Here is a 25,214-nt window from a genome sequence, read left to right on the forward strand (position 1 = left end):
CGTGTTGTCCTGCTGCTGCCCCCATTCTGTTTCGCTGCCGCGCCTGGTGCAGGGCGTGGCGCTGGTGCATTGGCGCGCCACAGCCGGTCGCGAGGAGTTGTAGATGAGCGAGTCCGCCGCGCGCGACGAACGCCACAAGGCGCGCATGCAGCGCAAGAAAGCGCTGATCGATGAAAAAATCGCCCAGGCCCAGGACGAATACGGCCTGCTGCTGGTGCACAGCGGCAACGGCAAGGGCAAGAGCAGCTCGGCCTTCGGCATGGTCGCCCGCGCCCTCGGCCACGGCATCCGCGTCGGCGTAGTGCAGTTCATTAAGGGCGCTGCCAGCACCGGCGAGGAAAGCTTCTTCCGCCGCTTCCCCGAGGAAGTCAGCTATCACGTGATGGGCGAGGGCTTCACCTGGGAGACCCAGGACCGCCAGCGCGACATCGACAAGGCCCGCGCGGCCTGGGCAGTGGCGGCGCAGTTGCTGAGCGACCCGCAGATCGGCCTGGTGGTACTCGACGAGCTGAATATCGCCCTCAAGCACGGCTACCTGGAGCTGGACGCAGTGCTCGCCGACATCGAGGCGCGCCCGCTGCTGCAGCACGTGGTGGTGACCGGCCGCGGCGCCTTGCCGGGGATGCTCGAGGCGGCGGATACCGTCACCGAGATGAGCCTGGTCAAGCATGCCTTCAAGGCCGGGGTTAAAGCGCAGAAGGGTATTGAGTTTTGACCCCGCGCAGCTGCCCGGCCCTGCTGATCGCCGCCCCGGCGTCCGGCCAGGGCAAGACCACCGTTACCGCCGCCCTGGCGCGCCTGCACACGCGGGCCGGCAAGCGCGTGCGGGTGTTCAAGTGCGGCCCGGACTTCCTCGACCCGATGATCCTCGCCCGCGCCTCGGGCCAGGCGGTGTACCAGCTCGACCTGTGGATGGTTGGCGAGGACGAATGCCGGCGCCTGCTCTGGGAGGCGGCGGGCGAGGCCGACCTGATCCTCATCGAAGGGGTGATGGGCCTGTTCGACGGCAGCCCGTCCGCGGCCGACCTGGCGCGGCGTTTCCAGGTGCCGGTGCTGGGGGTGATCGACGGCAGCGCCATGGCGCAGACCTTCGGCGCCCTGGCCTATGGCCTGGCCAACTTCCAGCACGACCTGCCGTTCGCCGGGGTGCTGGCCAACCGTACCGGTAGCGCGCGGCATGGCGAGATCCTGCGTGACAGTCTGCCGCCGGCGATCCGCTGGTACGGCGCCTTGCCGCGCAGCGCCGCGCTGGAGCTGCCCAGCCGCCACCTGGGCCTGGTCCAGGCAGACGAATTGGCCGACCTGGATGCGCGCCTGGATGCGGCGGCCGATGCACTGCTGGCCAGTGCCGGCGCTGTCCTGCCAGACCCGGTGCGTTTCGCCGCGCCGGTGGAGGAAGCACTCGAGCCACTGCTGGCCGGCGTGCGCATCGGCGTGGCGCGCGACACCGCGTTCGCCTTCCTCTACCAGGCCAACCTCGACCTGTTGCGCCGCCTCGGCGCCGAGCTGTGCTTCTTCTCGCCGCTGCGCGAGCGCCAGTTGCCGGAGGCGGACAGCCTCTACCTGCCCGGCGGCTACCCGGAGCTGCACCTGCAGCAACTGGCCGATAACCTGGCGATGCGCGAGGCGATCCATGTCCATCAGGCCGCCGGCAAGCCGATCCTCGCCGAGTGCGGCGGCATGCTCTACCTGCTCGACCGCCTGACCGACAAGGCCGGCCACAGCGCCGAACTGCTCGGCCTGCTGCCCGGCCACGCGCAGATGCAGCCGCGCATGGCCGCCCTCGGCCTGCAGCAGGTAGCGCTGCCGGAAGGCCTGCTGCGTGGCCACACTTACCATCACTCGCAGCTCGACTCGGCCGTCGAACCGCTGGCGCGTGGCAGCAGCCCGAACCAGCGCCCGGCCAGCGAGGCGGTCTATCGCATCGGACGGCTGACCGCCTCCTATATCCACTTCTACCTGCCGTCCAACCCGCAGGCCGCCGCCGGGCTGCTGTTGCCATGAGCGAGCATGCCTTCAGCCCCGCCGAACGTGCCGCGGTGTACCGGGCGATTGCCGAGCGTCGCGACATGCGCCACTTCGCCGGCGGCGCGGTGGCCCCGGAGCTGCTCGCGCGCCTGCTGGAAGCCGCGCACCAGGCGCCCAGCGTCGGCCTGATGCAGCCCTGGCGCTTTATCCGCATCACCCGCCCGCAACTGCGCGACGCCATCCATGCCCAGGTCGAGGCCGAGCGGGTGCGCACCGCCGAGGCCCTGGGCGAGCGCAGCGACGAGTTCATGCGGCTCAAGGTCGAGGGCATCCGCGACTGCGCCGAGCTGTTGGTGGTGGCACTGATGGATCTGCGCGAGAAACACATCTTCGGCCGCCGCACCCTGCCGGAAATGGACCTGGCCTCCCTGGCCTGCGCCATCCAGAACCTCTGGCTGGCCTCGCGCGCCGAAGGCCTGGGCCTCGGTTGGGTCTCGCTGTTCGAGCCGCAGGCGCTGGCCGAGCTGCTGCATATGCCGGTCGGCAGCAAGCCGCTGGCGATTCTTTGCCTGGGCCCGGTCACCGAGTTCTACCGCGAGCCGATGCTGGTCCAGGAAGGCTGGGCCACGCCGCGACCCTTGCAGGAGCTGCTGTTCACCGACAGCTGGGGGCAACACGAATGAGCCTGCTGCTGGCCACCCTGGCTGGAGTGACCCTGGACGGCCTGCTCGGCGAGCCCAAGCGCTGGCACCCGCTGGTGGCCTTTGGCGGCCTGGCGCAACGCATCGAACAACGCCTCAACAGTGGTGGCCACGGCTGGCGCAGCCACGGCGTCACCGGCTGGTGCCTGGCGGTGCTGCCGCTGACCCTGCTCAGCCTGCTGCTGGCGCGCTTGCCCTATCTCGGCTGGCTGGTGGAGGTGCTGACCCTGTACGCCGCCCTCGGCCTGCGCAGCCTCGGCGAGCACGCGCTGCCGGTGGCCCAGGCGCTGCGCCTGGGCGATCTGCCCGAGGCACGCAAGCGGGTGGGCTATATGGTTAGCCGGCAGACCGCCGAGCTGGACAGCGAGGGTGTGGCCCGCGCTGGCACCGAGTCGGTGCTGGAGAACGGCTCGGACGCGGTGTTTGCCGCGCTGTTCTGGTTCCTCGTCGCCGGTGCGCCGGGCGTGGTGCTCTATCGCCTGAGCAACACCCTGGACGCCATGTGGGGCTACCGCAACGAGCGCTTCGAACGCTTTGGCTGGGCCGCGGCGAAGATCGACGATGGCCTCAATTACCTCCCCGCGCGCCTGGTGGCGCTGACCTATGCGCTGCTCGGCAAGACCGCTCTGGCCCTCCGCTGCTGGCGCCAGCAGGCGCCGCAGTGGGACAGCCCCAACGCCGGCCCGGTGATGGCCGCCGGTGCCGGCGCCCTCGGCGTGAGCCTGGGCGGCGCGGCGACCTATCATGGCGAGCTGCATGTGCGCCCCGTGCTGGGTGCGGGGCCGCAGGCGCGGGCGCGCGATATCGAGCGCGCGCTCAATCTGGTGAATGGCGGCGTGCTGCTGTGGCTGGCGCTGTTGCTGATCGGGAGTCTTTACCTTGCTTGAACATGGTGGCCGCCTGCGTGCGGCGGCGCAGCGCTATGGCATCGCCCTGGCCGACTGGCTCGACCTGTCCACTGGCATCGCGCCCTATGGCTGGCCGCTGCCGGCGATTCCGGCGACGGCCTGGAGTCGCCTGCCCGAGTCGGACGATGGCCTGGAGGCGGCGGCGCGCGACTACTACGGCGTACCCGCCTTGCTGCCGGTGGCCGGCTCCCAGGCGGCGATCCAGGCCCTGCCGCAGCTGCGCAGGCAGGGGCGGGTGGGGATCGTTTCGCCGGCCTATGCCGAACATGCCGAGGCCTGGCGCCGCGCGGGGCATCAGGTCAGCGAACTCGGCGAAGGGGCGGTGGGTCGCGCCCTGGAACGCCTGGATGTGCTGCTGCTGATCAACCCCAACAACCCGACCGGACGACTGCTCGCGCCGCAGCAACTGCTCGACTGGCACGCCCGCCTGGCCGAGCGCGGTGGCTGGCTGGTGGTGGACGAGGCGTTCATCGACTGCACGCCGCAGCACAGCCTGGCGGCCTTCAGCCAGTTGCCGGGGCTGATCGTGCTGCGCTCGTTCGGCAAGTTCTTCGGCCTGGCCGGCATCCGCCTGGGTTTCGTCCTGGCCGAGCCGACGCTGCTGGAGCGCCTGGCTGAGCGCCTTGGCCCCTGGACCATCAGCGGCCCGACGCGGGCGGTGGCCACCGCCATCCTGCAGGACGGCGCCGGCCAGCAGGCCCAGCGCGAGCGCCTGCAGGCCGACGGCCTGCGCCTGGCCGTGCTGCTCAGCGCCCATGGCCTGGCCCCGGCGGGCGGCACCGCGCTGTTCCAGCTGGTCGCTCAGCAGCAGGCGGTCGGCCTGCACGGCTACTTCGCCCGTCGCGGCATCCTCGTACGTCTGTTCGCCGAGACCCGCTGCCTGCGCTTCGGCCTGCCTGCCGACGAAGCAGGCTGGCAACGGCTGGAGCAGGCCCTGCAGGAGATGCCGCGATGACCGCCACCTTGATGGTGCAGGGCACCACCTCCGATGCCGGCAAGAGCACCCTGGTGACTGCCCTGTGCCGCTGGCTCAAGCGCCAAGGCGTCGCGGTGGTGCCGTTCAAGCCGCAGAACATGGCACTGAACAGCGCGGTTACCAGCGACGGCGGCGAGATCGGTCGAGCCCAGGCGGTGCAGGCCCAAGCCGCCGGCTTGGCGCCGCACACCGATATGAACCCGGTGCTGCTCAAGCCCAACAGCGACACCGGCGCCCAGGTGATCATCCACGGCCGCGCCATCGGCAACATGCACGCGGTGGCCTACCACGACTACAAGCAGACCGCGCGCGCCGCCGTGCTGGAGTCGCACCAGCGCCTCTGTGCGCAGTATCCGATGGTGATGGTCGAGGGCGCCGGCTCGCCGGCGGAGATCAATCTGCGTGCCGGCGACATCGCCAACATGGGTTTCGCCGAGGCGGTGGACTGCCCGGTGATCCTGATTGCCGATATCGACAAGGGCGGCGTGTTCGCCCACCTGGTCGGCACCCTCGAATTGCTCAGCGCATCCGAGCAGGCGCGCGTGCAGGGCTTCGTGATCAACCGTTTCCGCGGCGACCTCAGCCTGCTGCAACCGGGCCTGGACTGGCTGGAGGAACGCACCGGCAAGCCGGTGCTCGGCGTGCTGCCGTACCTCATGGATTTCCACCTGGAAGCCGAGGATGCGGTGGCCACGCGCCAGGTGACCCAGGCCGGGCCACAGCTCAAGGTGCTGGTGCCGGTGCTGCCGCGCATCAGCAACCACACCGACTTCGATCCGCTGCGCCTGCACCCGCAGGTCGACCTGCAGTTCATCGGCCCCGGCCAGGCCATTCCGCCGGCCGACCTGATCATCCTGCCAGGCTCGAAAAGCGTGCGCGCCGACCTGGCCTTCCTCCGCGAGCAGGGCTGGCCGGCGGCCATCGAGCGCCACCTGCGCTACGGCGGCAAGCTGCTCGGCATCTGCGGCGGCCTGCAGATGCTCGGCACACAGATCGACGACCCCCATGGCCTGGAAGGTGCGCCCGGTAGCAGCGCCGGCCTTGGCCTGCTGGACTTCGTCACCGTGCTGGAACCGGAGAAGCAGCTGCGCAATGTGCAGGGTTTGTTGTGTCTGGAGCAGGCGGCGGTGAGCGGCTACGAGATCCACGCCGGGGGCAGCACGGGCGCCGGGCTTAACGGCGCGGTGCAGCTGAATGACGGTCGCCCGGATGGCGGTATGAGTGGCGATGGTCAGGTGCTCGGCACCTACCTGCACGGCCTGTTCGAATCGTCTGCGGCATGTGGCGCGCTGCTGCGCTGGGCCGGCCTGCGCGAGGTGCAGACGGTGGACTACCATGCCCTGCGTGAACGCGATATCGAGCGCCTGGCCGATCTGGTCGAGGCGCATCTGGATACCGGTAAATTGCGCGAGCTGTGTGGCCTGTAGCCTGCACTGGCAGAACCCCTGAATGAGGCAAACATGCTTGAACTGATCCTCGGCGGCGCCCGTTCCGGCAAGAGCCGCCTGGCCGAGACGCTGGCTGGTGAATCCGGCCTGGCGGTGACTTATATCGCCACCAGCCAGGCGCTGGACGGCGAGATGAGTTTGCGTATCGCCCAGCACCGCGCGCGGCGTCCGGCTGGCTGGGCGCTGGTCGAGGAGCCCGTCGAACTTGCCAAGGTGCTGCGCGAGCAGGCGGGCGAGGGATGCTGCCTGCTGGTCGATTGCCTGACCCTGTGGCTGACCAACCTGCTGATGCTGGACGATGAAACACGTCTGCAGGCCGAGCGTGTGGCGTTGCTGGAATGCCTGGCCGAGCTGCCGGGGCGGATCATTCTGGTCAGCAACGAAACCGGCCTGGGCGTGGTGCCGCTGGGTGAGCTGACTCGGCGTTATGTCGACGAGGCCGGCTGGTTGCACCAGGCCCTGGCCGAACGCAGCCAGCGGGTGGTGTTCACCGTCGCCGGGCTGCCCATGATCCTGAAAGGAGAACGCCTGTGAGTGCATTCTGGTGGCAGGCGAGCTGCCGACCGCTCGACCAGCAGGTGGCTGCCCAGGCCCTGCAACGCCAGGCCGAGCTGACCAAGCCGGCCGGTGCCCTCGGCCAACTGGAGCCGCTGGCGGTACGCCTGGCCGCCCAGCAGGGGCGCGTGCGTCCCGAGCTGGAGCGGGTGTGGATCAGCATCTTCGCCGGTGACCACGGGGTGGTCGCTGAAGGCGTGTCGGCCTATCCGCAGGCGGTGACCGTGCAGATGCTCGGCAACTTTGCCGGCGGTGGCGCGGCGATCAGCGTACTGGCCCGCCAGCTCGGCGCGACCCTGGAAGTGCACAACCTCGGCACGGTCGAACCGGCGCCGGCCATGCTCGGCGTCTGCCAGCATCAACTGGCGCCGGGCACGGCCAATTTCACCCAAGCGCCGGCGATGAGCGGCGAACTGTGCCTGGCGGCGCTGCAGGTCGGCCGTGCGGTGGCCGAGCGCGCCGCGGTTGCCGGCTGCCAGCTGTTCATCGGCGGCGAGATGGGCATCGGCAACACCACGGCGGCCAGCGCGCTGGCCTGCGCGCTGCTGGACAAGCAGCTGAGCGAGCTGGTCGGCCCCGGCACCGGGCTGGACAGCGCCGGTATGGTGCGTAAGATCCGCGCCGTCGAATCTGCCCTGGCCCTGCACGATCAGGCCCGCGCGCCGCTGGATTGCCTGCAGCGCCTGGGTGGCCTGGAAATCGCCGCGCTGACCGGCGCCTACCTGGCCTGTGCGCAGCAGGGCGTCAGTGTGCTGGTCGATGGCTTCATCTGCAGCGTCGCGGCCCTGCTGGCGGTGCGCCTGAATCCGGGCGTGGCCGACTGGCTGCTGTTCAGCCATAGCGGCGCCGAGCCGGGCCATCGCCACGTGCTGGCCGCCCTGGCGGCCGAGCCTTTGCTGCAACTGGGCCTGCGCCTGGGCGAGGGCAGTGGTGCGGCGCTGGCGGTGCCGTTGCTGCGCCTGGCGTGCGCGCTGCACGGGCAGATGGCGACTTTTTCTGAAGCAGCAGTACAGGAGCATGGTTGATGAGTTTGCAGCTGGATCTTTTGCGCCACGGTGAGACCACCGGCGGCAACGGTTTTCGTGGCAGCCTGGACGACGCCCTCAGCGAGCGCGGCTGGCAGCAGATGCATGCGACCCTGGCCGAACAGGGTGGCTGGGAGCTGATCATCAGCTCGCCGCTGCAGCGCTGCGAGGCCTTCGCCCGCCAGCTGGCGGAGACCCAGGGCCTGCCGCTGCGCATCGAGGCCGATCTGCGTGAGCTGCACTTCGGCGACTGGGAAGGGCGCAACGCCGCGGAAATCCTCCTCGAGGACACCGAAGCGCTGGGCAGCTTCTGGAACGATCCGTTCAACTTCACCCCGCCGAATGCCGAGCCGGTGCGCGACTTCGCCGCCCGGGTGATGGCCGCCATCGCGCGCCTGCAGCAGGAGCTGGCCGGCCAGCGCGTGCTGCTGGTGACCCACGGCGGGGTGATGCGCCTGCTGCTGGCCCAGGCCCGCGGCCTGCCGCAGCAGCAGATGCTGCAGGTCGAGGTCGGCCATGCCGCGCTGCATCGCCTGCAGGTCGCGGCCGACCTGAGCCTGCGCGAAGCCTGAGCATGCGACCGCTGCTGATCGCCCTGCAGTTCCTCACCCGCCTGCCGGTGAGCCTGGCGGGCATGCCGGCACCCCAGCAGCTGGGCCGTTCGCTGCTGTGGTACCCGGCGGTCGGGCTGCTGCTCGGCGGCCTGTTGTGGCTGGCGCAGCTGCTGCTGAGCGGCGCGCCGGCCTTGCTGCAGGCGGCGCTGCTGCTGGCGCTGTGGGTCGGCCTGAGCGGCGGGCTGCACCTGGACGGCCTGGCCGACACGGCGGATGCCTGGGTCGGCGGCTACGGCGACCGCGAACGCACCCTGGCGATCATGAAGGACCCGCGCAGCGGACCGATCGCCGTGGTGGTGCTGGTGCTGCTGCTGTTGCTCAAGTTCGCCGCCCTGGTCGCGCTGCTGCAGGCCGGGCAATGGAGTGCGCTATTGCTGGCGCCGTGGCTGGGGCGTTGGCTGTTGCCGCTGCTGTTCCTCACCACGCCCTACGTGCGCGCCGGCGGCCTGGGCCAGGCGCTCAGCGAGCACCTGCCGCGCCAGCAACTGCCGCTGGTGCTGGCCGGCAACGCCCTGGCCATGCTGCTGTGCGGCTGGGCCGGGCTGCTGGCCATCGGCGCTGCGCTGCTGAGCTTCTTCCTGCTGCGCCGCGCCTTCGTCACCCGCCTGGGCGGCACCACCGGCGACACCGCCGGGGCGCTGCTGGAGCTGGCCGAGTGTGCGGTGCTGCTGGTGCTGGCGCTCGCCCTGGCTTGAGTGCCTGGATTCGACCTGTGCCCTAGGGTGCGCCGTGCGCAGCGGAACGCCTGCGCGGGGCATTGGTGCGCACGGCGCACCCTACAACTGTGCTGCCGGTTTAGTGCTTAGCTGTGTTTGGCGCGCTGCGCGTTGCCGGTATATACAGCCTGTAGCTTGCCGCCTGCATGCGTCCGGCGGCAGGGCGCCAACACTCTATTTCGCGAACCGGCGGGAATCACCCGCCCACAAGGATCAAGCATGACTTCGGTATGGCGTACCAGTGGCTGGGTGTTGCTCGGCGCATCGCTGATCCTGGCGCTGTCGCTGGGTATCCGCCACGGCTTCGGCCTGTTCCTCACGCCGATGAGCAGCGAGTTCGGCTGGGGTCGTGAGGTGTTCGCCTTCGCCATCGCCCTGCAGAACCTGATCTGGGGCCTGGCGCAGCCGGTGACCGGGGCCATCGCCGACCGGTTCGGCGCGCGCCGGGTGATCGCCGTCGGCGGATTGCTGTATGCCGCCGGCCTGCTGCTGATGGGTTATGCCGACTCGGCCGCGTCGTTGTCGCTGAGCGCCGGGCTGCTGATCGGCATCGGCCTGTCCGGCACCTCGTTCTCGGTACTGCTGGGCGTGGTCGGCCGCGCCGTGCCGGTGGAAAAACGCAGCATGGCCATGGGCATCGCCGCGGCGGCCGGCTCCTTCGGCCAGTTCGCCATGCTGCCGGGCTCGCTCGGCCTGATCGGCTGGCTGGGCTGGTCCGCCGCCCTGCTGGCGCTGGGCCTGCTGGTGGCGCTGATCGTGCCGCTGGCGCTGCTGGTGCGCGACCAGCCGCTGCCCTCGCTGGGCGCCGAGCAGAGCCTGGGCGAGGCGCTGCGCGAGGCCTGCGGGCACTCCGGGTTCTGGCTGCTGGCGCTGGGCTTCTTCGTCTGCGGCTTCCAGGTGGTGTTCATCGGTGTGCACCTGCCGGCCTATCTGGTCGACCAGCACCTGCCGGCCACGGTCGGCACCACGGTGCTGGCATTGGTCGGCCTGTTCAACGTGTTCGGCACCTATATCGCCGGCTGGCTCGGCGGTCGGTTGTCCAAGCCGCGCCTGCTGACCGCGCTGTACCTGGCGCGTACGGTGGTGATCGTGGCCTTCTTCTACACGCCGCTGAGTGCGTGGAGCGCCTACGCCTTCGGCATTGCGATGGGCCTGCTGTGGCTGTCCACGGTGCCGCTGACCAATGGCACGGTGGCCACCCTGTTCGGCGTGCGCAACCTGTCGATGCTGGGCGGCATCGTCTTCCTCTTCCACCAGCTCGGCGCCTTCCTCGGCGGCTGGCTGGGCGGCTACCTGTACGACCACACCGGCAGCTACGACCTGGTCTGGCAGATCGCCATTGCCCTCGGCCTGCTCGCCGCGGCGCTCAACTGGCCGGTGCGCGAGCAGCCGGTGGCGCGCCTGCAGGCGGCGCACGGCCTGGCATGAGCCGGCGCCAGCTGACCCTGCTCGGCGTGCTGGCCGGCGCCGGCCTCCTGCTGCTGGCCTGGTGGGGCTGGCAGCAGGTCGGCCTGGCGGCGCTGCAGTTGGGCATGGGCCTGTGCTGAGCGTTGCCGAAGGCTATCAAGGCGCGTAGCGTGGCCTGAGGATTCAGTGCAGAGGTTGTCATCATGAGCATGTCGCGTAGTGCCCTGGCGTTGCTGGTCGGGCTGTTTAGCGGGTCGCTGCTGGCGGCCGAATGCCCGCCACTGTTGCAGGGCGAGCTGCAGCAACTGCGCTCCAAGGAGCGCATCGACCTGTGTCAGCGTTTTGCCGGCAAGCCGCTGCTGGTGGTCAACACCGCCAGCCACTGCGGCTTCGCTCCGCAGTTCAAGGGGCTGGAGGTGCTGTACCAGCGCTACAAGGGCCAGGGCCTGGAAGTGCTCGGCGTACCGTCCAATGACTTCAGGCAGGAAGCGGACAACAGTGAAGAGACGGCCACCGTGTGCTTCGTCAACTACGGCGTGACCTTCGCCATGAGCGAGCCGCAGGTGGTCAGCGGCGACGCGGCGCTGCCGCTGTTCCGCGAGCTGGCGGCGCAGAGCAGTGCGCCGCGCTGGAACTTCTACAAGTACGTGGTCGGCCGCGACGGCAAGGTGATCGCCAGTTTCTCCAGCCTGACCAAGCCGGATGATGAAGATCTGATCGCTGCCGTGGAGCAGGCCATCGCCAGCCAGCCGTGAAATGAAGGCATGAAAAAGCCGGGCAATGCCCGGCTTTTTCATGTGCGCCAGATGGCCCGTCAGAAGCGGTAGGTCAGCTGCATGCCCACGCCGTGGGCGCTGTTCTTGTAGGTGGCGCTGTAGCCGGGGCCGACGTCGACGCCGGCGATCTTGGTGGCGTGCTGGTCGACCTTGGCATCGCTCTCGTGCAGGTAGGAATAGGCCAGGTCGAGGGTCATGTCGGCAGTGGGGGACCAGCCGGCGCCGACGGCGAAGACCTTGCGGTTGCCCACCGGGATGCGCACGGTACGGTTGTCGTTGGCGGCCGGCGAGGCGTCCAGGGCGAAGCCTGTGCGCAGCAGCCATTGCGGGTTCAGCTGGTAGGCCGCGCCGATGGCGTAGGACCAGGTGTCCTGCCAGTTCATCTCTTCGCTGACTTCGCCAATCGGCTGCATGCCCAGCAGGCTCGGCGTGCCTTGGTTGTGCACGGTGATGGCCTGCAGGCGGCTCCAGCGGGTCCAGGTGGCGCCACCGTAGAGGGTCCACTGTTCGTCCAGCTGGTAGGTCAGCGAGCTGTCGAGCATTTCCGGGGTGGTGAAGTCCAGCTGGGCGTCATAGTCGCCGTTGAAGCGGCCGAAGACCGGGCCTTCGCCGCCGGTGACGCGGGTACGGCCTTCCAGGGTGTAGTCGACCTTGGAGTGGTAGGTCAGGCCCCAGGCCAGTTGCTCGGTGATATCCACCAGCACACCGGCATTGAAGCCCAGGGCGGTGTCGTCGCCCTTGATATCGATTTCGGTGTCGCCGTTACCACCGACGGCGCCATCGTTGAGCTTGCTGACCAGCTTGCCCTTGATCTTGTTGAAGGTCGGGCCGAAGCCGACGGAGACGCGCTCGTTGATCCGGTAGCTCAGGGTCGGTTGCAGGGTGACCACTTCCACCTTGCTGTACTGGCCCTTGTAGCGGCCGCCGAAACCTTTCTCGTAGTCGCTGATCAGGGCGAACGGCACATACAGGCCGATGCCGTAGTGCCAGTCATCGTTCAGCGGGCTGGCGTAGTAGGCGAACGGCACGCCAGCGGTGGGCACCATGTCGCCTTCGCTGGAGTCGGCGCTGGCATCGTCGATGTCGACATTGGCCTTGACCACGCCCAGGCCGCCGACCGCTTCGGCGCGCTTGAGCTTGCTCAGGCCGGCCGGGTTGCCGAACAGGGTGGTGGCATCCTGGGCCGATGAGGCGCGCCCGGCGAAGGCGGTACCCATGCCGCTGACGCTTTGTTCGTTGATGGCAATTCCGTTGCCCAGGCTGTGAGTGGAAATGGCGCCGATGGCCAGAGCGAGGGTGGTTTTGAACCAGGTGTGTTTCATCGGGAACTCGTCGACAGCAAAACGGGGGCGGCAAGCTACCCATTTTGTCGACCCTTGCCAACCGCTCTACTACGGTATTTACAAGGATATTCGTCGGATTAATCCGCGGTGTTAATCTGACTGTTCGGTCATGTATTTTCAGGCGGCGTGGGGCTGGCTGTCGACGCACAGTTGCCAGGCCTGAAGGAAGTCGCGCAGGCGCCCGTGTGGCTGGAATACCTGGCGCCAGATGCGCGCCAGCGCCGGCAGATCGTCGGCCGCGGGCAGGCGGCTGCCCTGGGCCTCGACCAGCATCCAGGCGATGGCGGTGGCATAGCGCAGGTTGACGATCAGCTCGAGGTGGGGCGCGCAGAGGAAGGCGTGCTGGCTGGCCAGGCCGCGCACCAGGCTGGCCAGGTCCGGGTCGCGCGCCAGGTGCTGGTCCCAGAGCAGTTGATGGCGGCGGGTGCTGATGCGATAGAGGCCGTGACCGTGCGGGTCGTCGAGGGCTGAGCCTAGTGCCGATTGGCTGGCCGCGGCGCCCAGCAGCAGGGCTTCGGCAGTGGGAGAGTGGCGCCCCAGGTAGAGCAGGGTGGGGCGGATGACATGCTGGCACAGCTCGCTGGCGGCAATTCCCATGAGGCCCTCGCGAAGGGTGCCGGCGGGGGCCGTGTTTGGCAGCTGTTCTTGGTTTTAATAAAGCCCCCGCCGGGAGCGGGGTTAGCCGCTCGTTTTGAAGTGTAGTGCGATAAAGCTGTTGTAAAAGGCTGTTTTTAAACTGTTTAAGGATTTTGGTAAGGCTGCATATATCAACCAGCACTTACGCAGCCTGTGTTTGGTGCTAGGCGTGGCAATGCCTGGCTCGGGCGCTGGAGCAGGCGCAGAGGGTGTCAGTGCCATTGGCTTGGGCCGGGTGTTGCAGCAGCCCGAGGCTGGGGCGGGCCTGGGCTGGGAGGCGCAGGCGCTGCTGCGCCTGGGGCGGCGCCCCGGCCGGGGGCGCCGGGGGCTTCAGAGGTGTTCGATCAGCAGGTTGGTGAAGTTCACCGCGCCGGCTTCGCTGGCATCGCCGAGGTTGTCCTGCACGTAGGAGCCGGCCTTGAAGTAGAGGTTCTGCGTGGCCCAGCTGGGGTCGAGCTTGGCCGTCCACTTGCTGGTGGTGCTGCTCGGCGTCTTCACATTGACCACCAGGGTGCCGCTGGGGGTCAGGCGGATGGTGTAGGAGAAACTCTGGTTCAGCGGCACGTCGCGGAACACCGTCACGCTGGTGGTGTCGATGCCCGGCTTGAGGCGGTAGATGGCGACGATGTTGCCGGTCCTGGTGTCGCTCTTGTACTGGTAGGACAGCTTGAGCGGCGGGTCGTCGCCTTCCAGGTTGTGGATCTGGCCAATCACGATCTTGCCGGTGGAGGGCACCTGGGTGACCTTCAGCGAGGCGCGCAGGTAGTTGTCGGCCGCGTTGTATTTCCAGTTGCGCAGGCTGCCATCGGCATAGGTTTCGCGCAGTTCGCTGCGCGGGTATTTGGCGTTGGGGGTGGTCGAGCCGCTGACCGGGGTCCAGAAGAACAGCGCACCGTTGATGTTCTGGAAGTAGTCGTCCTGGTAGCCGCCGACCAGCAGCGGCGTTTCGATGGTGGTGGCCGGTTCGCCGACGGGGATGGTGAGGTTCCAGGTGTTGAGGTCGATCATGATGGTTACAGACTCCGAGAAAATGCCTAAATCATTCGCGGTGCCTATCGATCCCGAATCTGAAACTATCCAGCTGCCCTGCCGGTAACTTACGCGCCGAATGAAGCCCTAGCAGTTCGCCTGGCCAGCGGCCGTGCGGCGAACATGGGCGCTTTATAAGGCCTGGCGGCGGCTGCGGTAATCACCGTTTGTCGTTTTCTTGGCGTCATTAAAATGGCTTTATATGGAATTGGAATTCCGCTTCCTACCTGGATTTGCTGATGGCAAAGCATTTTTTTCACGGAACCTGACCGTGCGCCCATGGGCAGCGGCCGATGCGTCTCTGTGTGGTTTTGTGAGGGCTCGCACGTTTCGCACAGGCATGAAAAGGGCGCCAGAAGGCGCCCCTAGGACCAGGCTTGAGCGGTCGGCTATTTCCCCGGCATTAGCAGCAGGCGCTTGTTGCCGTAGACCTTGTCGATATTGCGGCTCTGGAACGGGAAGCTCATGTAGCCGCCCTTGAGCCAGGCGTCGATGCCGTCGGCATAGTGCGGGCTGGCCGGGTTGCCGGACTGGCCGGAGCTGTTGAGGCCGATCATCGGCTCTTCGCGGCCGAAGTCGACGACCACGCGCATGGCCGGGATCAGCCAGGTGTCGAAGCCCTGGCCCCAGTGGTAGGCCGCCACGTTGAGCGTGCCGTGATCGCCGCCGGCCGGATAGGGGCCGCGGTCCAGGTAGCCCTGGATGGCATTGATGCTGCTGCGCTCGCTGGCGCCGAGATGGGGCGCCATCTTGGTCGCGTTGCTGGCCCAGGTGTACTGGTGCAGCTTGCCCCATTGCCAGGCCTGGCGGTCGGCGCCCAGCTTGGCCTCGGTGAAGGCCACGGCGGCGGCCAGGGTGCGGGCGAGGATCACCGGCTTGTCTTCCCTCTGCGCGGTGCGGATGTCGTCCCAGAACGGGCTGTCGTCGCGGCCGAGCAGGTGGTCGGCCTGGGCCGAGTAAGAGTCGTTGGCGGTGTCCACCAGCGCCTGCCAGGCCGGATTGCCGTCCGGGCCCAGTTCGTCGAGGAAAGTCTGCCGCGCGCTTTCATGCAGGAAGGCGCCGTACAGGGCGGCATCCGCCGAGGTCGCGCTCATCCGGCCGTCGAAGGCCATCAGGCGCTTGTAGGCTTCCTCGGCCTTGCTGCGTTCGGCGGCAGGCAGGGCGGTGATGGCCTTTTGCAGCGGCTGGGCCATGCCCGGCGCGTCGAACATCGCCTGCAGCTTGCCGGCGAACGGCGTGGTCTGGTCGTACTGCATGGCGATCATGCTGCGCTGGTCGTGCTTGCCGGCGCCGGCCAGCTGGGCGATGCGCTCGGCGCGCTCGGGGTAGAACCAGGAGTTGGACAGCTGCATGCCGTAGCCGCGGGGCACGGTGCGCTGGTTGGCGGTGCCCAGCCAGCCCTGCATGGGGTCCTGGTCGTAGGGGTGCAGCATGGGGTCGGCATAGCCGTCCCAGTCGTAGGCGCCGTCCCAGCCGGGCGAGGGCAGCAGACCCAGGCCCTGCTTGCGGTTGGGGTAGCGGCCGGTGACCTGCCAGCCGATGTGCTGGGCATCGGCGAACACCAGGTTGAGGGCCATGGCGCGCACTTCGCGGGTGGCCTCGAAGGCTTGCTCCACCGATTGCGCACGGGACAGGTCGAAGAAGGCATCGATCGAATGATCTTCCTCGAACTGCGCGGTACGCAGGGCCAGGCCATAGCCGCTGTTGAACTGCAGCGGCTGCAGGGGGTGCTTGCGCTCGCCCAGCACCGAGTTGAGCAGCGGGCCGTGGCGGGTCTCGTAGAGGGTCTCGCGGATCGGCCGCTGGCCCTTGATGAAGAAGGTTTCCTGGCGCTCGGTGGCGGGTTGCCATTGGCCGTCGGCCAGGTAGTACAGGCGGCTGCCCTGGCGCTTGACCTTCTCCAGGAACAGGTCCTGGTTGTCGCCCATGACCATGGTCATGCCCCAGGCCAGCTTGCCGTTGAAGCCGGCGACCACCGCCGGTACGCCGGCGATGGAGACCCCGGCGGCCTGGAATTTCGGTGAGCGGATCTGCACGTAGTTCCATACCGAGGGCATGGACAGCGGCAGGTGGGTGTCGTTGGCCAGCAGGCTCTTGCCGCTCCTGCTGCGCTGGGGGGCGATTGCCCAGTTGTTCGAGGCGGCGACGCCGAGCATGTTCAGCTCGGCCACCTGGCCGGCGGCCTGATCGATGGCGGCCAGGCCCTGGATCTGTCCACCCAGGTTGAGGCCGCGCAGTTTCTCGGCTTCCTCGAAGGGCAACGGCTCGTCCGGGTAGGTCGGCAGCAGCCAGGCCAGCTTGTCGGCGCCGACCTTGCCGGTCAGGGTCAGGGCGGCGATCTCTTCCTTGAGGTTCACCGCCAGGCCGAAGTTGAGCAGGCAGAACACCAGCACCGAGTCTTCCGGCTTCCAGTAGGCCGGGCGGTAGCCGGACTCGGCCAGGTCCATCGGCAGCTTGTCCTGGTAGCGGAACAGGTAGGCGTTGACGCCGCGGGCGTAGACCTCGAAGAACTGCTTCATCCGCGGCGAGGCGTTCTTGTACAGCACCTCGGCGCTCTTGCGCAGGTTGACCGCGCGCATGAACCGGTCGATTTCCAGTACGCCGGGGCCGTTCATTTCGGCCAGGCGGCCCTCGGCCAGCAGGCGCATGCCGACCATCTGGCTGAGGCGGTCGCTGGCGTGCACGTAGCCCAGGGCGAACAGCGCATCGTGGAAGGTGGTGGTCTCGATCAGCGGCATGCCCAGCGGGTTGCGTCGCACCACCACGCTCTGCGCCAGGCCCTGCACGCGGACGATGCCCTGGTCCGGGGGCACACTGCTGGCGTAGCGGCTGTTGAGGAACGACTGGCAGCCGCCGAGGAACAGGCTGCTGCACAGGGTGGCCGCCGTGGCGAGCAGCAGCGGGCGAGGCAAGAGGCGCGAACCCATGGACTGGCTCCTGGCGCGAAAAGAGTTTGCAAAGGCGGGGATTGTAGAGGGCGCAGCGGGGCGGCGGTAGGGCCGCGGCGGCAGAACCGGCGACGGTTCTGCCGGGCGGGATCAGGGCCTGTTCACGATCTGCTGGGCGTCGGGCATCCGCCGTTGCAAACCGCCGCGGAAAGCGGCTTGCCACTAACGCGCGTTAGCGCGGCTCGGGGGGGCGAGTGAAACGAGTACAGCTCGCAAACTTTGCTTCCTCGGCCCTTTGACTCGCTGGCGCTCGCCCTGCGGGCCAGCCTTCGGCTGTTGCTCCCGCTGGTCGTTGCGCCTCGTCCGGCTCTGGCTCGCGAGATAGTGGACAGGTTCTTGGCTCAGGCGCCGTGGCACTTCTTGAACTTCTTCTGGCTGCCGCAGGGGCAGGGGTCGTTGCGGCCGACTTCCTTTAGCGGGTTGCGCACCGGCTCCTGATGGGCGTGGTTGCAGTGCGGGCCGTGCACGTGACCGTGATCATGGTGATCGTGGTCATGCTCGTGGTTGCAGTCGGGGCCATGGACATGGGGTTGCTGGTTCATCGGTGAATCACTCCGGAAGGTAGTCGCCGGGGATTATCTCGCCATTGCGCGAAAGGTGCACGCTGCGCCCGAACAGCAGGCCGGTTTTCACCGTGCCCTGGAAGCTGTAGTGGATCGGCTCCTCAGTTCGTTCCAGGGCGCGCACGATGCCCTTGAGGTGGCGCCACAGGTTGGTGCGCACCGGCACGTCGAACTGCAGATGGCTGTGCGGGGCCACGGTGAACCATTCGTTGGACTCCCCCTCGGCCAGCAGCACGCCATTCAGGCTGACCCGGTAGTCCAGGCGGCGCACCGGCAGGCTCGCGGCGTTGGGGTTGTCGATGCGAAAGCGCAGGATGAACCGCTGCTCCATGAGCTTGGCCTTGACCAGGTCGACCTTGACCAGGCGCACCTGCGGGTCTTCGAAGCTGTCGGTCAGCCAGGTCGAGCAGCCGGCGATGCTCGAGGGGAGGGCGAGGCAGAGGATTAGGCTGATAATTCTTATCATTTGCGCCTGGTAAAGCATTTCAATCTCCGATTGTTGCCTCAGTTTAACAAGCGGTTGCTTGGTGGCAATCTGTTGTTGCAGGAAAAAAACCTGCGCCATACTGGGCAGCAAAATAGACAGGAGTGTGACGATGAGTCTCTACGAGATCGCCTTTGCCGGGCAACTGGTGCCGGGCGCTCAGTTGCCGCAGGTCAAGGAGAACCTGGCGCGGCTGTTCCAGGCCGACGCCCAGCGCATCGAGCTGCTGTTTTCCGGGCGGCGCATCGTGATCAAGAGTGGCCTGGATGCGGCGGGCGCGGAGAAGTACCGCGCCACCCTAGAGCGGGCCGGAGCCGTGGCCATGGTGCAGGCTCTGGATCTGCCGATCGAAGAAGTCGAACTGGCCCCGGCCCCCGTGTCGCCCGCGCCAGTCGCCGCAGTGGCGCCGGCAGCAGCGGTCGGCGTCGGTGCGCGGGTGATTCCGCGGGATGAGTACATGGCGGCCTTTGCCGATGTGCAGGCGCCGGATTTCGGCATCGCCCCGGTCGGCGCCGACTTGCAGGATAGCCGGCCCGCTGTGCAGGCGCCGCAGGTCGATCTGTCGCAGTTCAGCCTGGCCCCGGTGGGCAGCGACATGGGCCAGGCCAAGGCCGGCCCGGCGGCGCCAGCGCCGGATGTGTCGCATCTCAAGCTGCAATGAGCGACGGGCCCGCAGCATGCGGGCCCGTTGATTTCACAGGTAGGGCGCGCAGCACTTCTTGAATTTTTCGCCGCTGGCGCAGGGGCAGGGATCGTTGCGACCGGCCTTGAGCGGCACGGTCGGGTCGATGAAATACCAGCGGCCGGCGTGCTGGACGAAGGCCGAGCGCTCGCGGTGACTATGCTCGCCACTGTCGTCGTGCCAGCGGGCCGTGAAGGTGACGAAGGCGTGTTCGGGTTGGCCACCGATCGACTCGGCGCTTTCCACCTCCAAGCCGAGCCAGGTACTGGCGAGGCTCCAGGCGCTGATGGCGGCGCGGTCCAGGCCGGCCTGCTGGGCGGGCAGGGTGGTGGCGATCAGGTAGTCGATCAGGCCCAGGACATAGGCGCTGTAGCGCGAGCGCATCAGGCTTTGCGCGCTGGGAGCCGGGGTGCCGGCGTGGTAGCGCCCGCAGCATTGCGCAAGCGAATTGCCACTGCCGCACGGGCACGTCTGGCTCATGGCTTTACCACCAGTACTTGCCGAAGTTTTCCGGGTTGGCCCAGAACTTGGCGTTGAGCCAGTCCGGCACCTGCTTGTAGTCGCGCAGGTCGTAGGTGAACAGGTGCAGGGTCTGTTCGTCGCGCTGGAAGCTCTCGCTGTTTTGCAGGGCCAGGGCGAAGAAGTCGGTTTCCTGCCAGTCGCAGGCCTGCAGGTCGACCAGCACGGCGATCCGGCTGGCATTGAGGTTGCGGATGCCGCCGAGCAGTTCCAGGGCGGCACGCTTGGGCAGGTGCTCCAGGCAGTCGACCACCAGGGCCAGATCGAAGCGCCGCGCCGCTAACTCTGCCGGCAGGGCGCCGGCTGCAGCAGTGGCGACCTCACTCGCGGGGTGGGCGGCCCGGAAGGCTTCCAGTGCCGGCAGATGGCTGGCGCCAATCAGCAGCAGGCGCTGCGGGGCATGGTATTCGAGCAGGGCGGCCAGCGCCTGCTGCGGCGTGCGGGTGGAAAGTCTGTCAGTCATTGCCAAATTCCGAACTTATAGGTAAAGACTAACCTGCCGCACGGAAATGGCCTAGTAATGACATGGGTCAGTGAAGTTTCCTAATAGCTGGCGGATTGTAAAACAGCTGTCTTTACTACTTGAGTGTCGGTTTGGTGCCGATTATTACAGGAGAGCAAAAAAATGAGCATTACAAGGAAAGCTGTACCCCTGTTGTTGGCAAGCGGCCTGTTGACTGGTTGCTCCGGCCTGCAGAAAACCGATTGGCCTACCTGCGCGGCCGTTGGCGGTGTGGGTGGCGCTGCTCTGGGTGCGATCGAAAGCTCTAGCTGGGCGGGCGGTGGTGCTGTGCTTGGTGCGGGCATGGCCGCGGCGTACTGCTGGGTGCATGGCGCCGAAGAGCAGGTAGCCGTAGTCGAGGAAACCGTGGTCGAGGAAACCGTGGCCGAGCCTGCCGAACCGGTGCGTGTCGAGCTGGACGTGAAATTCGACTTCGACAAGGCCGCCGTCAAGGAAGAAAGCCAAGGCGATATCAAGGCCCTGGCCGACTTCATGAGCCAGTACCCGCAGACCACCACCGTGGTTGAAGGGCACACTGACTCCGTGGGTACCGATGCCTACAACCAGGGTCTGTCCGAGCGTCGTGCCAATGCCGTGCGTGACGTGCTGGTCAACCAGTACGGTCTGTCGCCGGATCGCGTCAATGCTGCCGGTTATGGCGAGAGCCGCCCGGTTGCCGACAACGCCACCAGTGACGGTCGCGCCATCAACCGCCGCGTTGAGGCCGAGGTCGAAGCACGTCCCTGATGATCCCTTCCTCTTGCCTGTGTTCACTGATGTGTCAGTGACCGCCGGCTTGTACACTTAGGGGGACGGGTCTTTACTCCTGTGTTACCGGTAATCAACCGGTGACACAGGAGATCACCGCCATGAGAACAAGACTCTCAAGGGCTGCAGTACCCCTTCTCTTGGTCAGCAGTGTTCTTTCTGGTTGCGTCACGACTTCCAGTACGGGAGATGCGCCGCTCAACCAAGGGAACTGGCCCATTTGTACGGCGATTGGCGGCCTGGCCGGCGGCGGTCTTGGCGCAATCGAGAGTTCAGCCTGGGCAGCAGGCGGTGCGGTGGCCGGTGCGGTCATCGGAACCCTGGTGTGCTATGCCCAAGATGGTGACGCAGACGGCGATGGCGTATTCGACCGGCGTGACCGTTGCCCCGATACCCCAGCCAATACCCCGGTTAGCCACAACGGCTGCCCGCTGCCGGTCTATCCGAGCGGCGAGGAACCCGTTGCGCCGGTTGTCGAGGCGAGCGAAGCGGTGCGCGTCGAGTTGGACGTGAAGTTCGACTTCGACAAGTCCGTGGTCAAGGAAGGCAGCTTCGCCGACATCCAGAGCCTGGCCGACTTCATGAAGCAATACCCGCAAACCTCCACCGTGGTTGAGGGGCACACCGATTCTGTCGGTACCGATGCCTACAACCAGGGCTTGTCCGAACGCCGTGCCAATGCCGTGCGCGATGTGCTGGTCAACCAGTACGGGGTGGAGAGTGGTCGGGTGTCGTCCGTGGGGCATGGCGAGTCGCAGCCGGTTGCCGACAACAATACCGATGAGGGGCGAGCCATCAATCGTCGGGTAGAGGCCGCGGTTGAGGCGCAACCCTAGCCAGCGTCAGGCGTGTGCAGCACGCTGCTCCCGTGTCACCTGCGTTGCGGGTGACACGGGGATCCCCTTCATTTTCATTCGCCCTCGATCGGGCTCGGCAGCCCTGCTGCATAGGCTCCGCTCCTCGTCGGGCGGTGTCAGGTTCTGTTTCAGAGTGTCGGTCGCAGACCGGCGATTGCCACCAGGCCCAGGCCGATCAGCAGGTTGATGCCCACCAGTTTGCGGATGCGCCCCAATGCTGCGCCACCGTTCGGCCAGTCCTGCGCGGCGATGGCGCGGCGCAGGACTGGCAACTGGAGGAACTGGATGCGCAAAAACAGCGCGAGCATGACGAGATACAGGCCGATCATGATGTGCACATAGCGCGGCGCAGTCTCGAAGCCGGCGAAGCGCAGGTGCAGCAGGCCCATGCCGGATACCGGCAACAGCAGCACGGCGAGCCACACCCACTGGAAGAAACGGCGGAATACCTCGGCCCACAAAGTCAGGCGTGCCGGCGCCTCGAGCACGCCGACGGCGGCGGGGCGGAGGATCATCCAGGCGAAGAACATGCCGCCGACCCAGATCAGGGCGGCCAGCAGGTGCAGGGTGTAAACGGCGGCGAAGGCGGTCATCGGGTTCTCCGTATCAGGGGCGGTTAAGCATGGCGCGGCATCATAACCTGCCGGTAAACTACTGAGAATTTATCCAGTCTCTATTGCGCGCCCATGCTCAGTCCCGAACTCAAGTCCCAGATCCAGGGCGCTTACAGCCGTTTCCTCGAGGCCAAGAGCCTCAAGCCGCGCTATGGCCAGCGCCTGATGATCGCCGAGATCGCCAAGGTGCTGGGCACCATTCAGCACAACGACGAAGGCCAGCGTGATGGCGAAGCCGCCGTGGTGGCGGTGGAGGCGGGCACCGGTACCGGCAAGACCGTGGCCTATGCCCTGGCCTCGATTCCCATCGCCAAGGCCGCCGGCAAGCGCCTGGTGATCGCCACCGCGACCGTGGCGCTGCAGGAACAGATCGTGCACAAGGATCTGCCGGACCTGCTGCGCAACAGCGGCCTCAACTTCAGCTTCGCCCTGGCCAAGGGCCGTGGCCGCTACCTGTGCCTGTCCAAGCTCGACATGCTGCTGCAGGAAGGCGAGGCCCAGGGCGCCACCGCGCAGATGTTCGCCGAAGAAGGTTTCCGCCTGGACGTCGACGAGAGCAGCCAGAAGCTGTTTACCGGGATGATCGAGAAACTTGCCGGCAACCGCTGGGACGGCGATCGCGACAGCTGGAGCGAGGAGCTCGACGATGCGGTGTGGAGCCGCCTGACCACCGACCACAGCCAGTGCACCAACCGCCATTGCCCGAACTTCGGCCAGTGCGCCTTCTACAAGGCGCGCGAGGGCATGACCAAGGTCGACGTGATCGTCACCAACCACGACATGGTGCTGGCCGACCTGGCTCTGGGCGGCGGCGCGGTACTACCCGATCCACGGGAAACCCTCTACGTATTCGACGAGGGCCACCACCTGCCGGACAAGGCCATCGGTCACTTCGCCCACTTCACCCGCTTGCGCAGCACCGCCGACTGGCTCGGCCAGGTGGAAAAGAACCTGACCAAGCTGCTGGCGCAGAATCCGCTGCCCGGCGACCTCGGTATGCTGATCGAGAAAGTGCCGGAGATGGCAAGGGAGCTCAGGACGCAGCAGCAATTTATGTTCAGCGCCTGCGAGCAGCTGGCCGACTTCAAGGCCGGCGAGGACATGGAAGGCCGCGAGCGCCCCCGTCACCGTTTCGTCGGCGGCCTGGTACCCGAGCACCTGCGCGAACTGGGCATCGAGCTGAAGAAAGGCTTCTCGCAGCTGACCGACGTGTTCACCCGCCTCACCGAACTGCTCAAGGAAGCCATGGATGGCGAAGGCGCCGTTGGCATCGCCAGCCACCAGGCCGAGGAGTGGTACCCGCTGTTCGGCAGCCTGCTGGCCCGCGCCCAGGGCAACTGGGAGCTGTGGACCGCCTTTACCGTCGAGGACCCCGAGGACAGCCCGCCGATGGCGCGCTGGCTGACCCTGGCCGAGAGCGGCGCGCTGTTCGATATCGAGGTCAACGCCAGCCCGATCCTCGCCGCCGAGACCCTGCGCCGCAACCTGTGGAATGTCGCCTACGGCGCCCTGGTGACCTCGGCTACGCTGACCGCGCTGAACAGTTTCGACCGCTTCCGCATGCGTGCCGGTCTGCCCAAGGCAGCGGTCACCGCGGTGGTGCCCAGCCCCTTCCTGCATGCCGATGCCGGCGTGCTCAAGGTGCCCGACCTCAAGGCCGACCCGCGCGATGCGGCGGCGCATACCGCGGCCATCATCCGCGACCTGGCCAGCCTGGTGGCCGGCTCGCGCGGCACCCTGGTGCTGTTCTCCTCGCGCAAGCAGATGCAGGACGTGTTCGACGGCCTCGACCGCGACTGGCGCAAGCGCGTGCTGATCCAGGGCAACCTGTCCAAGCAGGAAACGCTGAACAAGCACAAGGCGCGGGTCGACGACGGCGAGGAGAGCGTGCTGTTCGGCCTGGCCAGCTTCGCCGAAGGCGTCGACCTGCCCGGTGCCTATTGCGAGCACGTGGTGATCGCCAAGATTCCCTTCGCCGTGCCGGACGACCCGGTGGAGGCGGCGCTGGCCGAGTGGATCGAGGCGCGCGGCGGCAACCCGTTCATGGAAATCGCCGTGCCGGATGCCTCGCTCAAGCTGGTGCAGGCCTGCGGCCGCCTGCTGCGCACTGAAGAGGATCGCGGCACCATTACTCTGCTGGACCGGCGCGTGGTCACCCAGCGCTATGGCAAGGCGATCCTCAATGCCTTGCCGCCCTTTCGCCGGGAAATCAGCTAACCCCATCGCCTAGGAGAAAGCTCAGTGCCCGAGCTTTGCGGTTCCATTCTGATCACCGGTTGCTCCACGGGCATCGGTTATGCCACCGCCGTGGCCTGCCGCGCCGCGGGTTGGCGGGTCTTCGCCTCGGCGCGGCACGCCGTGGATGTCGCCCGCCTGCAGGCCGAGGGCTTCAATGCCGTCCAGCTCGACCTGAGCGACCCGGCCAGCATCCACAGCGCGCTGGCGGCGGTGCTGGCGCAGACCGACGGCCGCCTCGATGCCCTGTTCAACAACGGCGGCTACGGCCAGCCCGGCGCCATCGAGGACCTGCCGCGGGCTGCCTGGCGCGAGCAGTTCGAGATCAATGTGTTCGGCCCGGCCGAGCTGACCGCCGCGGTGCTGCCGGTGATGCGCCGCCAGGGGCACGGCCGCATCCTGTTCAACAGCTCGGTGCTGGGCTATGCCGCCTTGCCGTTGCGCGGCGCCTACAACGCCTCCAAGTTCGCCATCGAAGGCCTGGTCGATACCCTGCGCCTGGAACTCACCGGCAGCGCCATCGAGGCCGTATTGATCGAGCCCGGCCCGATCATCGCGCGCTTTCGCGCCAACAGCCTGCTGGCCCTGCGCAAGCATGTGGATACCAGCCAGGGCGTGCATGTCGCGGCCTACGCGCAGATGGAAGAACGCCTGGCCAGGGAGGGCGCGGCAGTCAAGTACACCCTGCCGGCCCAGGCGGTGGCCGAGGTGGTGCTGCAGGCCTTGCACAGCCGCGTGCCGCGCATCCGCTACCCGGTGACGGTGCCGGCCAAGCTGTTCCGCGTACTCAATCGCCTGCTGCCGGATCGCTGGCTCGACCGCATGAAGCGCTCGACCATCTAGATCTGCGTCGGGCGTGATCTGCTGCAAGCCGGCGCTCGCCGAGGGCTGCTACTCTGGCCGCGAAGTGAGTGATCTATTGGCTGCGCTGGCAGCCCAG

General features: G+C 67.4%; 26 protein-coding genes and 1 pseudogene. 18 read left to right on the plus strand and 9 right to left on the minus strand.

Features of this window, described 5'->3' with window-relative positions:
• Positions 1–103 precede the first annotated feature (103 nt).
• From cobO to F3I62_RS13320, 13 genes are all read left to right on the plus strand, one after another.
• The gene (gene cobO / locus F3I62_RS13265) at positions 104–715 is read left to right on the plus strand and encodes a cob(I)yrinic acid a,c-diamide adenosyltransferase (protein WP_160490112.1); all 612 of its coding nucleotides are present in this window, start codon (positions 104–106) and stop codon (positions 713–715) included.
• Positions 712–2,004 carry a cobyrinate a,c-diamide synthase gene (locus F3I62_RS13270; protein ID WP_160490113.1) on the plus strand — a complete coding sequence of 431 codons (1,293 nt, stop codon included), beginning with the start codon at positions 712–714 and terminating at the stop codon, positions 2,002–2,004. Before cobO ends, F3I62_RS13270 begins: the two co-directional genes overlap by 4 nt.
• On the plus strand, positions 2,001–2,651 hold the full coding sequence (bluB, locus tag F3I62_RS13275; RefSeq protein ID WP_160490114.1) for a 5,6-dimethylbenzimidazole synthase: 651 nt from the start codon (positions 2,001–2,003) through the stop codon (positions 2,649–2,651). The genes F3I62_RS13270 and bluB overlap by 4 nt, the downstream gene beginning before the upstream one ends.
• Positions 2,648–3,556 carry an adenosylcobinamide-phosphate synthase CbiB gene (gene cbiB / locus F3I62_RS13280; RefSeq protein WP_160490115.1) on the plus strand — a complete coding sequence of 303 codons (909 nt, stop codon included), beginning with the start codon at positions 2,648–2,650 and terminating at the stop codon, positions 3,554–3,556. The genes bluB and cbiB overlap by 4 nt, the downstream gene beginning before the upstream one ends.
• Positions 3,549–4,532: a threonine-phosphate decarboxylase CobD gene (cobD, locus tag F3I62_RS13285; RefSeq protein WP_160490116.1), complete on the plus strand. Its 984-nt coding sequence runs from the start codon at positions 3,549–3,551 to the stop codon at positions 4,530–4,532. The genes cbiB and cobD overlap by 8 nt, the downstream gene beginning before the upstream one ends.
• On the plus strand, positions 4,529–5,980 hold the full coding sequence (locus F3I62_RS13290) for a cobyric acid synthase (protein WP_160490117.1): 1,452 nt from the start codon (positions 4,529–4,531) through the stop codon (positions 5,978–5,980). The genes cobD and F3I62_RS13290 overlap by 4 nt, the downstream gene beginning before the upstream one ends.
• Before the next feature lie 33 nt (positions 5,981–6,013).
• Positions 6,014–6,535, plus strand: coding sequence for a bifunctional adenosylcobinamide kinase/adenosylcobinamide-phosphate guanylyltransferase (gene cobU, locus F3I62_RS13295; protein ID WP_160490118.1), 522 nt, complete (start codon positions 6,014–6,016; stop codon positions 6,533–6,535).
• Positions 6,532–7,581 carry a nicotinate-nucleotide--dimethylbenzimidazole phosphoribosyltransferase gene (gene cobT / locus F3I62_RS13300; RefSeq protein ID WP_160490119.1) on the plus strand — a complete coding sequence of 350 codons (1,050 nt, stop codon included), beginning with the start codon at positions 6,532–6,534 and terminating at the stop codon, positions 7,579–7,581. The genes cobU and cobT overlap by 4 nt, the downstream gene beginning before the upstream one ends.
• On the plus strand, positions 7,581–8,153 hold the full coding sequence (gene cobC / locus F3I62_RS13305) for an alpha-ribazole phosphatase family protein (protein WP_160490120.1): 573 nt from the start codon (positions 7,581–7,583) through the stop codon (positions 8,151–8,153). Before cobT ends, cobC begins: the two co-directional genes overlap by 1 nt.
• 2 nt (positions 8,154–8,155) lie before the next feature.
• Positions 8,156–8,890: an adenosylcobinamide-GDP ribazoletransferase gene (locus tag F3I62_RS13310; RefSeq protein WP_160490121.1), complete on the plus strand. Its 735-nt coding sequence runs from the start codon at positions 8,156–8,158 to the stop codon at positions 8,888–8,890.
• Between the two features lie 240 nt (positions 8,891–9,130).
• On the plus strand, positions 9,131–10,339 hold the full coding sequence (locus F3I62_RS13315) for an MFS transporter (RefSeq protein WP_160490122.1): 1,209 nt from the start codon (positions 9,131–9,133) through the stop codon (positions 10,337–10,339).
• Positions 10,336–10,458: a hypothetical protein gene (locus F3I62_RS20315; protein WP_256667760.1), complete on the plus strand. Its 123-nt coding sequence runs from the start codon at positions 10,336–10,338 to the stop codon at positions 10,456–10,458. Before F3I62_RS13315 ends, F3I62_RS20315 begins: the two co-directional genes overlap by 4 nt.
• 63 nt (positions 10,459–10,521) lie before the next feature.
• The gene (locus F3I62_RS13320) at positions 10,522–11,073 is read left to right on the plus strand and encodes a glutathione peroxidase (RefSeq protein WP_160490123.1); all 552 of its coding nucleotides are present in this window, start codon (positions 10,522–10,524) and stop codon (positions 11,071–11,073) included.
• A 59-nt stretch (positions 11,074–11,132) separates the two neighbouring features.
• On the opposite strand, the gene F3I62_RS13325 is transcribed toward F3I62_RS13320, so the two are convergent.
• The 6 genes from F3I62_RS13325 to F3I62_RS13350 form a co-directional block, all read right to left on the minus strand.
• Complete coding sequence (locus F3I62_RS13325) at positions 11,133–12,416, minus strand: OmpP1/FadL family transporter (RefSeq protein WP_160490124.1); 1,284 nt, start codon at positions 12,414–12,416, stop codon at positions 11,133–11,135.
• A gap of 138 nt (positions 12,417–12,554) precedes the next feature.
• Complete coding sequence (locus F3I62_RS13330) at positions 12,555–13,034, minus strand: hypothetical protein (protein ID WP_160490125.1); 480 nt, start codon at positions 13,032–13,034, stop codon at positions 12,555–12,557.
• A 369-nt stretch (positions 13,035–13,403) separates the two neighbouring features.
• The gene (locus F3I62_RS13335; RefSeq protein ID WP_160490126.1) at positions 13,404–14,081 is read right to left on the minus strand and encodes a polysaccharide lyase family 7 protein; all 678 of its coding nucleotides are present in this window, start codon (positions 14,079–14,081) and stop codon (positions 13,404–13,406) included.
• 410 nt (positions 14,082–14,491) lie between these two features.
• A complete protein-coding gene (locus tag F3I62_RS13340) occupies positions 14,492–17,029 on the minus strand; it encodes a penicillin acylase family protein (protein ID WP_160490127.1) in 2,538 nt (845 codons plus the stop codon).
• Positions 17,030–17,391: 362 nt separating this feature from the next.
• Positions 17,392–17,592: an SEC-C metal-binding domain-containing protein gene (locus tag F3I62_RS13345; RefSeq protein WP_160490128.1), complete on the minus strand. Its 201-nt coding sequence runs from the start codon at positions 17,590–17,592 to the stop codon at positions 17,392–17,394.
• 7 nt (positions 17,593–17,599) lie between these two features.
• Positions 17,600–18,097, minus strand: a complete 498-nt coding sequence (locus F3I62_RS13350) for an LEA type 2 family protein (protein WP_160490129.1) — start codon at positions 18,095–18,097, stop codon at positions 17,600–17,602.
• 112 nt (positions 18,098–18,209) lie between these two features.
• Between F3I62_RS13350 and F3I62_RS13355 the strand changes: the two genes are divergently transcribed.
• Complete coding sequence (locus F3I62_RS13355; RefSeq protein WP_160490130.1) at positions 18,210–18,758, plus strand: hypothetical protein; 549 nt, start codon at positions 18,210–18,212, stop codon at positions 18,756–18,758.
• Positions 18,759–18,791: 33 nt separating this feature from the next.
• Here the strand turns inward: F3I62_RS13355 and F3I62_RS13360 are convergent, their stop codons facing one another.
• Positions 18,792–19,259 carry a YchJ family protein gene (locus F3I62_RS13360; RefSeq protein WP_160490131.1) on the minus strand — a complete coding sequence of 156 codons (468 nt, stop codon included), beginning with the start codon at positions 19,257–19,259 and terminating at the stop codon, positions 18,792–18,794.
• 4 nt (positions 19,260–19,263) lie between these two features.
• Positions 19,264–19,761, minus strand: coding sequence for a DUF6231 family protein (locus F3I62_RS13365; RefSeq protein WP_160490132.1), 498 nt, complete (start codon positions 19,759–19,761; stop codon positions 19,264–19,266).
• Between the two features lie 432 nt (positions 19,762–20,193).
• Here F3I62_RS13365 and F3I62_RS20320 point away from each other — a divergent pair.
• Positions 20,194–20,547 (plus strand): annotated as a pseudogene (locus F3I62_RS20320) (OmpA family protein); the annotation flags it as partial.
• 122 nt (positions 20,548–20,669) lie between these two features.
• On the plus strand, positions 20,670–21,404 hold the full coding sequence (locus F3I62_RS13375) for an OmpA family protein (RefSeq protein ID WP_160490134.1): 735 nt from the start codon (positions 20,670–20,672) through the stop codon (positions 21,402–21,404).
• Positions 21,405–21,553: 149 nt separating this feature from the next.
• Here the strand turns inward: F3I62_RS13375 and F3I62_RS13380 are convergent, their stop codons facing one another.
• Positions 21,554–22,018, minus strand: coding sequence for a CopD family protein (locus tag F3I62_RS13380; RefSeq protein WP_160490135.1), 465 nt, complete (start codon positions 22,016–22,018; stop codon positions 21,554–21,556).
• A gap of 93 nt (positions 22,019–22,111) precedes the next feature.
• Between F3I62_RS13380 and dinG the strand changes: the two genes are divergently transcribed.
• Together dinG and F3I62_RS13390 are read left to right on the plus strand one after the other, a co-directional pair.
• Entirely contained in the window at positions 22,112–24,256 is a 2,145-nt protein-coding gene (dinG, locus tag F3I62_RS13385) for an ATP-dependent DNA helicase DinG (protein WP_160490136.1), read from the plus strand.
• A gap of 24 nt (positions 24,257–24,280) precedes the next feature.
• Positions 24,281–25,117 carry an SDR family NAD(P)-dependent oxidoreductase gene (locus tag F3I62_RS13390; RefSeq protein WP_160490137.1) on the plus strand — a complete coding sequence of 279 codons (837 nt, stop codon included), beginning with the start codon at positions 24,281–24,283 and terminating at the stop codon, positions 25,115–25,117.
• The last annotated feature ends 97 nt before the right edge of the window (positions 25,118–25,214 follow it).

It is taken from the genome of Pseudomonas sp. R-28-1W-6 (assembly GCF_009799925.1).
Classification (GTDB): domain Bacteria; phylum Pseudomonadota; class Gammaproteobacteria; order Pseudomonadales; family Pseudomonadaceae; genus Aquipseudomonas.

Excerpts from the sequence above, each read along its gene's own strand:
- cobO (WP_160490112.1), top strand. The coding sequence starts at position 104 with ATGAGCGAGTCCGCCGCGCGCGACGAACGCCACAAGGCGCGCATGCAG.
- bluB (WP_160490114.1), top strand. The coding sequence starts at position 2,001 with ATGAGCGAGCATGCCTTCAGCCCCGCCGAACGTGCCGCGGTGTACCGG.
- cbiB (WP_160490115.1), top strand. The coding sequence starts at position 2,648 with ATGAGCCTGCTGCTGGCCACCCTGGCTGGAGTGACCCTGGACGGCCTG.
- F3I62_RS13290 (WP_160490117.1), top strand. The coding sequence starts at position 4,529 with ATGACCGCCACCTTGATGGTGCAGGGCACCACCTCCGATGCCGGCAAG.
- cobU (WP_160490118.1), top strand. The coding sequence starts at position 6,014 with ATGCTTGAACTGATCCTCGGCGGCGCCCGTTCCGGCAAGAGCCGCCTG.
- cobC (WP_160490120.1), top strand. The coding sequence starts at position 7,581 with ATGAGTTTGCAGCTGGATCTTTTGCGCCACGGTGAGACCACCGGCGGC.
- F3I62_RS13310 (WP_160490121.1), top strand. The coding sequence starts at position 8,156 with ATGCGACCGCTGCTGATCGCCCTGCAGTTCCTCACCCGCCTGCCGGTG.
- F3I62_RS13315 (WP_160490122.1), top strand. The coding sequence starts at position 9,131 with ATGACTTCGGTATGGCGTACCAGTGGCTGGGTGTTGCTCGGCGCATCG.
- F3I62_RS20315 (WP_256667760.1), top strand. The coding sequence starts at position 10,336 with ATGAGCCGGCGCCAGCTGACCCTGCTCGGCGTGCTGGCCGGCGCCGGC.
- F3I62_RS13320 (WP_160490123.1), top strand. The coding sequence starts at position 10,522 with ATGAGCATGTCGCGTAGTGCCCTGGCGTTGCTGGTCGGGCTGTTTAGC.
- F3I62_RS13325 (WP_160490124.1), bottom strand. The coding sequence starts at position 12,416 with ATGAAACACACCTGGTTCAAAACCACCCTCGCTCTGGCCATCGGCGCC.
- F3I62_RS13330 (WP_160490125.1), bottom strand. The coding sequence starts at position 13,034 with ATGGGAATTGCCGCCAGCGAGCTGTGCCAGCATGTCATCCGCCCCACC.
- F3I62_RS13335 (WP_160490126.1), bottom strand. The coding sequence starts at position 14,081 with ATGATCGACCTCAACACCTGGAACCTCACCATCCCCGTCGGCGAACCG.
- F3I62_RS13340 (WP_160490127.1), bottom strand. The coding sequence starts at position 17,029 with ATGGGTTCGCGCCTCTTGCCTCGCCCGCTGCTGCTCGCCACGGCGGCC.
- F3I62_RS13345 (WP_160490128.1), bottom strand. The coding sequence starts at position 17,592 with ATGAACCAGCAACCCCATGTCCATGGCCCCGACTGCAACCACGAGCAT.
- F3I62_RS13350 (WP_160490129.1), bottom strand. The coding sequence starts at position 18,097 with ATGCTTTACCAGGCGCAAATGATAAGAATTATCAGCCTAATCCTCTGC.
- F3I62_RS13355 (WP_160490130.1), top strand. The coding sequence starts at position 18,210 with ATGAGTCTCTACGAGATCGCCTTTGCCGGGCAACTGGTGCCGGGCGCT.
- F3I62_RS13360 (WP_160490131.1), bottom strand. The coding sequence starts at position 19,259 with ATGAGCCAGACGTGCCCGTGCGGCAGTGGCAATTCGCTTGCGCAATGC.
- F3I62_RS13365 (WP_160490132.1), bottom strand. The coding sequence starts at position 19,761 with ATGACTGACAGACTTTCCACCCGCACGCCGCAGCAGGCGCTGGCCGCC.
- F3I62_RS13375 (WP_160490134.1), top strand. The coding sequence starts at position 20,670 with ATGAGAACAAGACTCTCAAGGGCTGCAGTACCCCTTCTCTTGGTCAGC.
- F3I62_RS13380 (WP_160490135.1), bottom strand. The coding sequence starts at position 22,018 with ATGACCGCCTTCGCCGCCGTTTACACCCTGCACCTGCTGGCCGCCCTG.
- dinG (WP_160490136.1), top strand. The coding sequence starts at position 22,112 with ATGCTCAGTCCCGAACTCAAGTCCCAGATCCAGGGCGCTTACAGCCGT.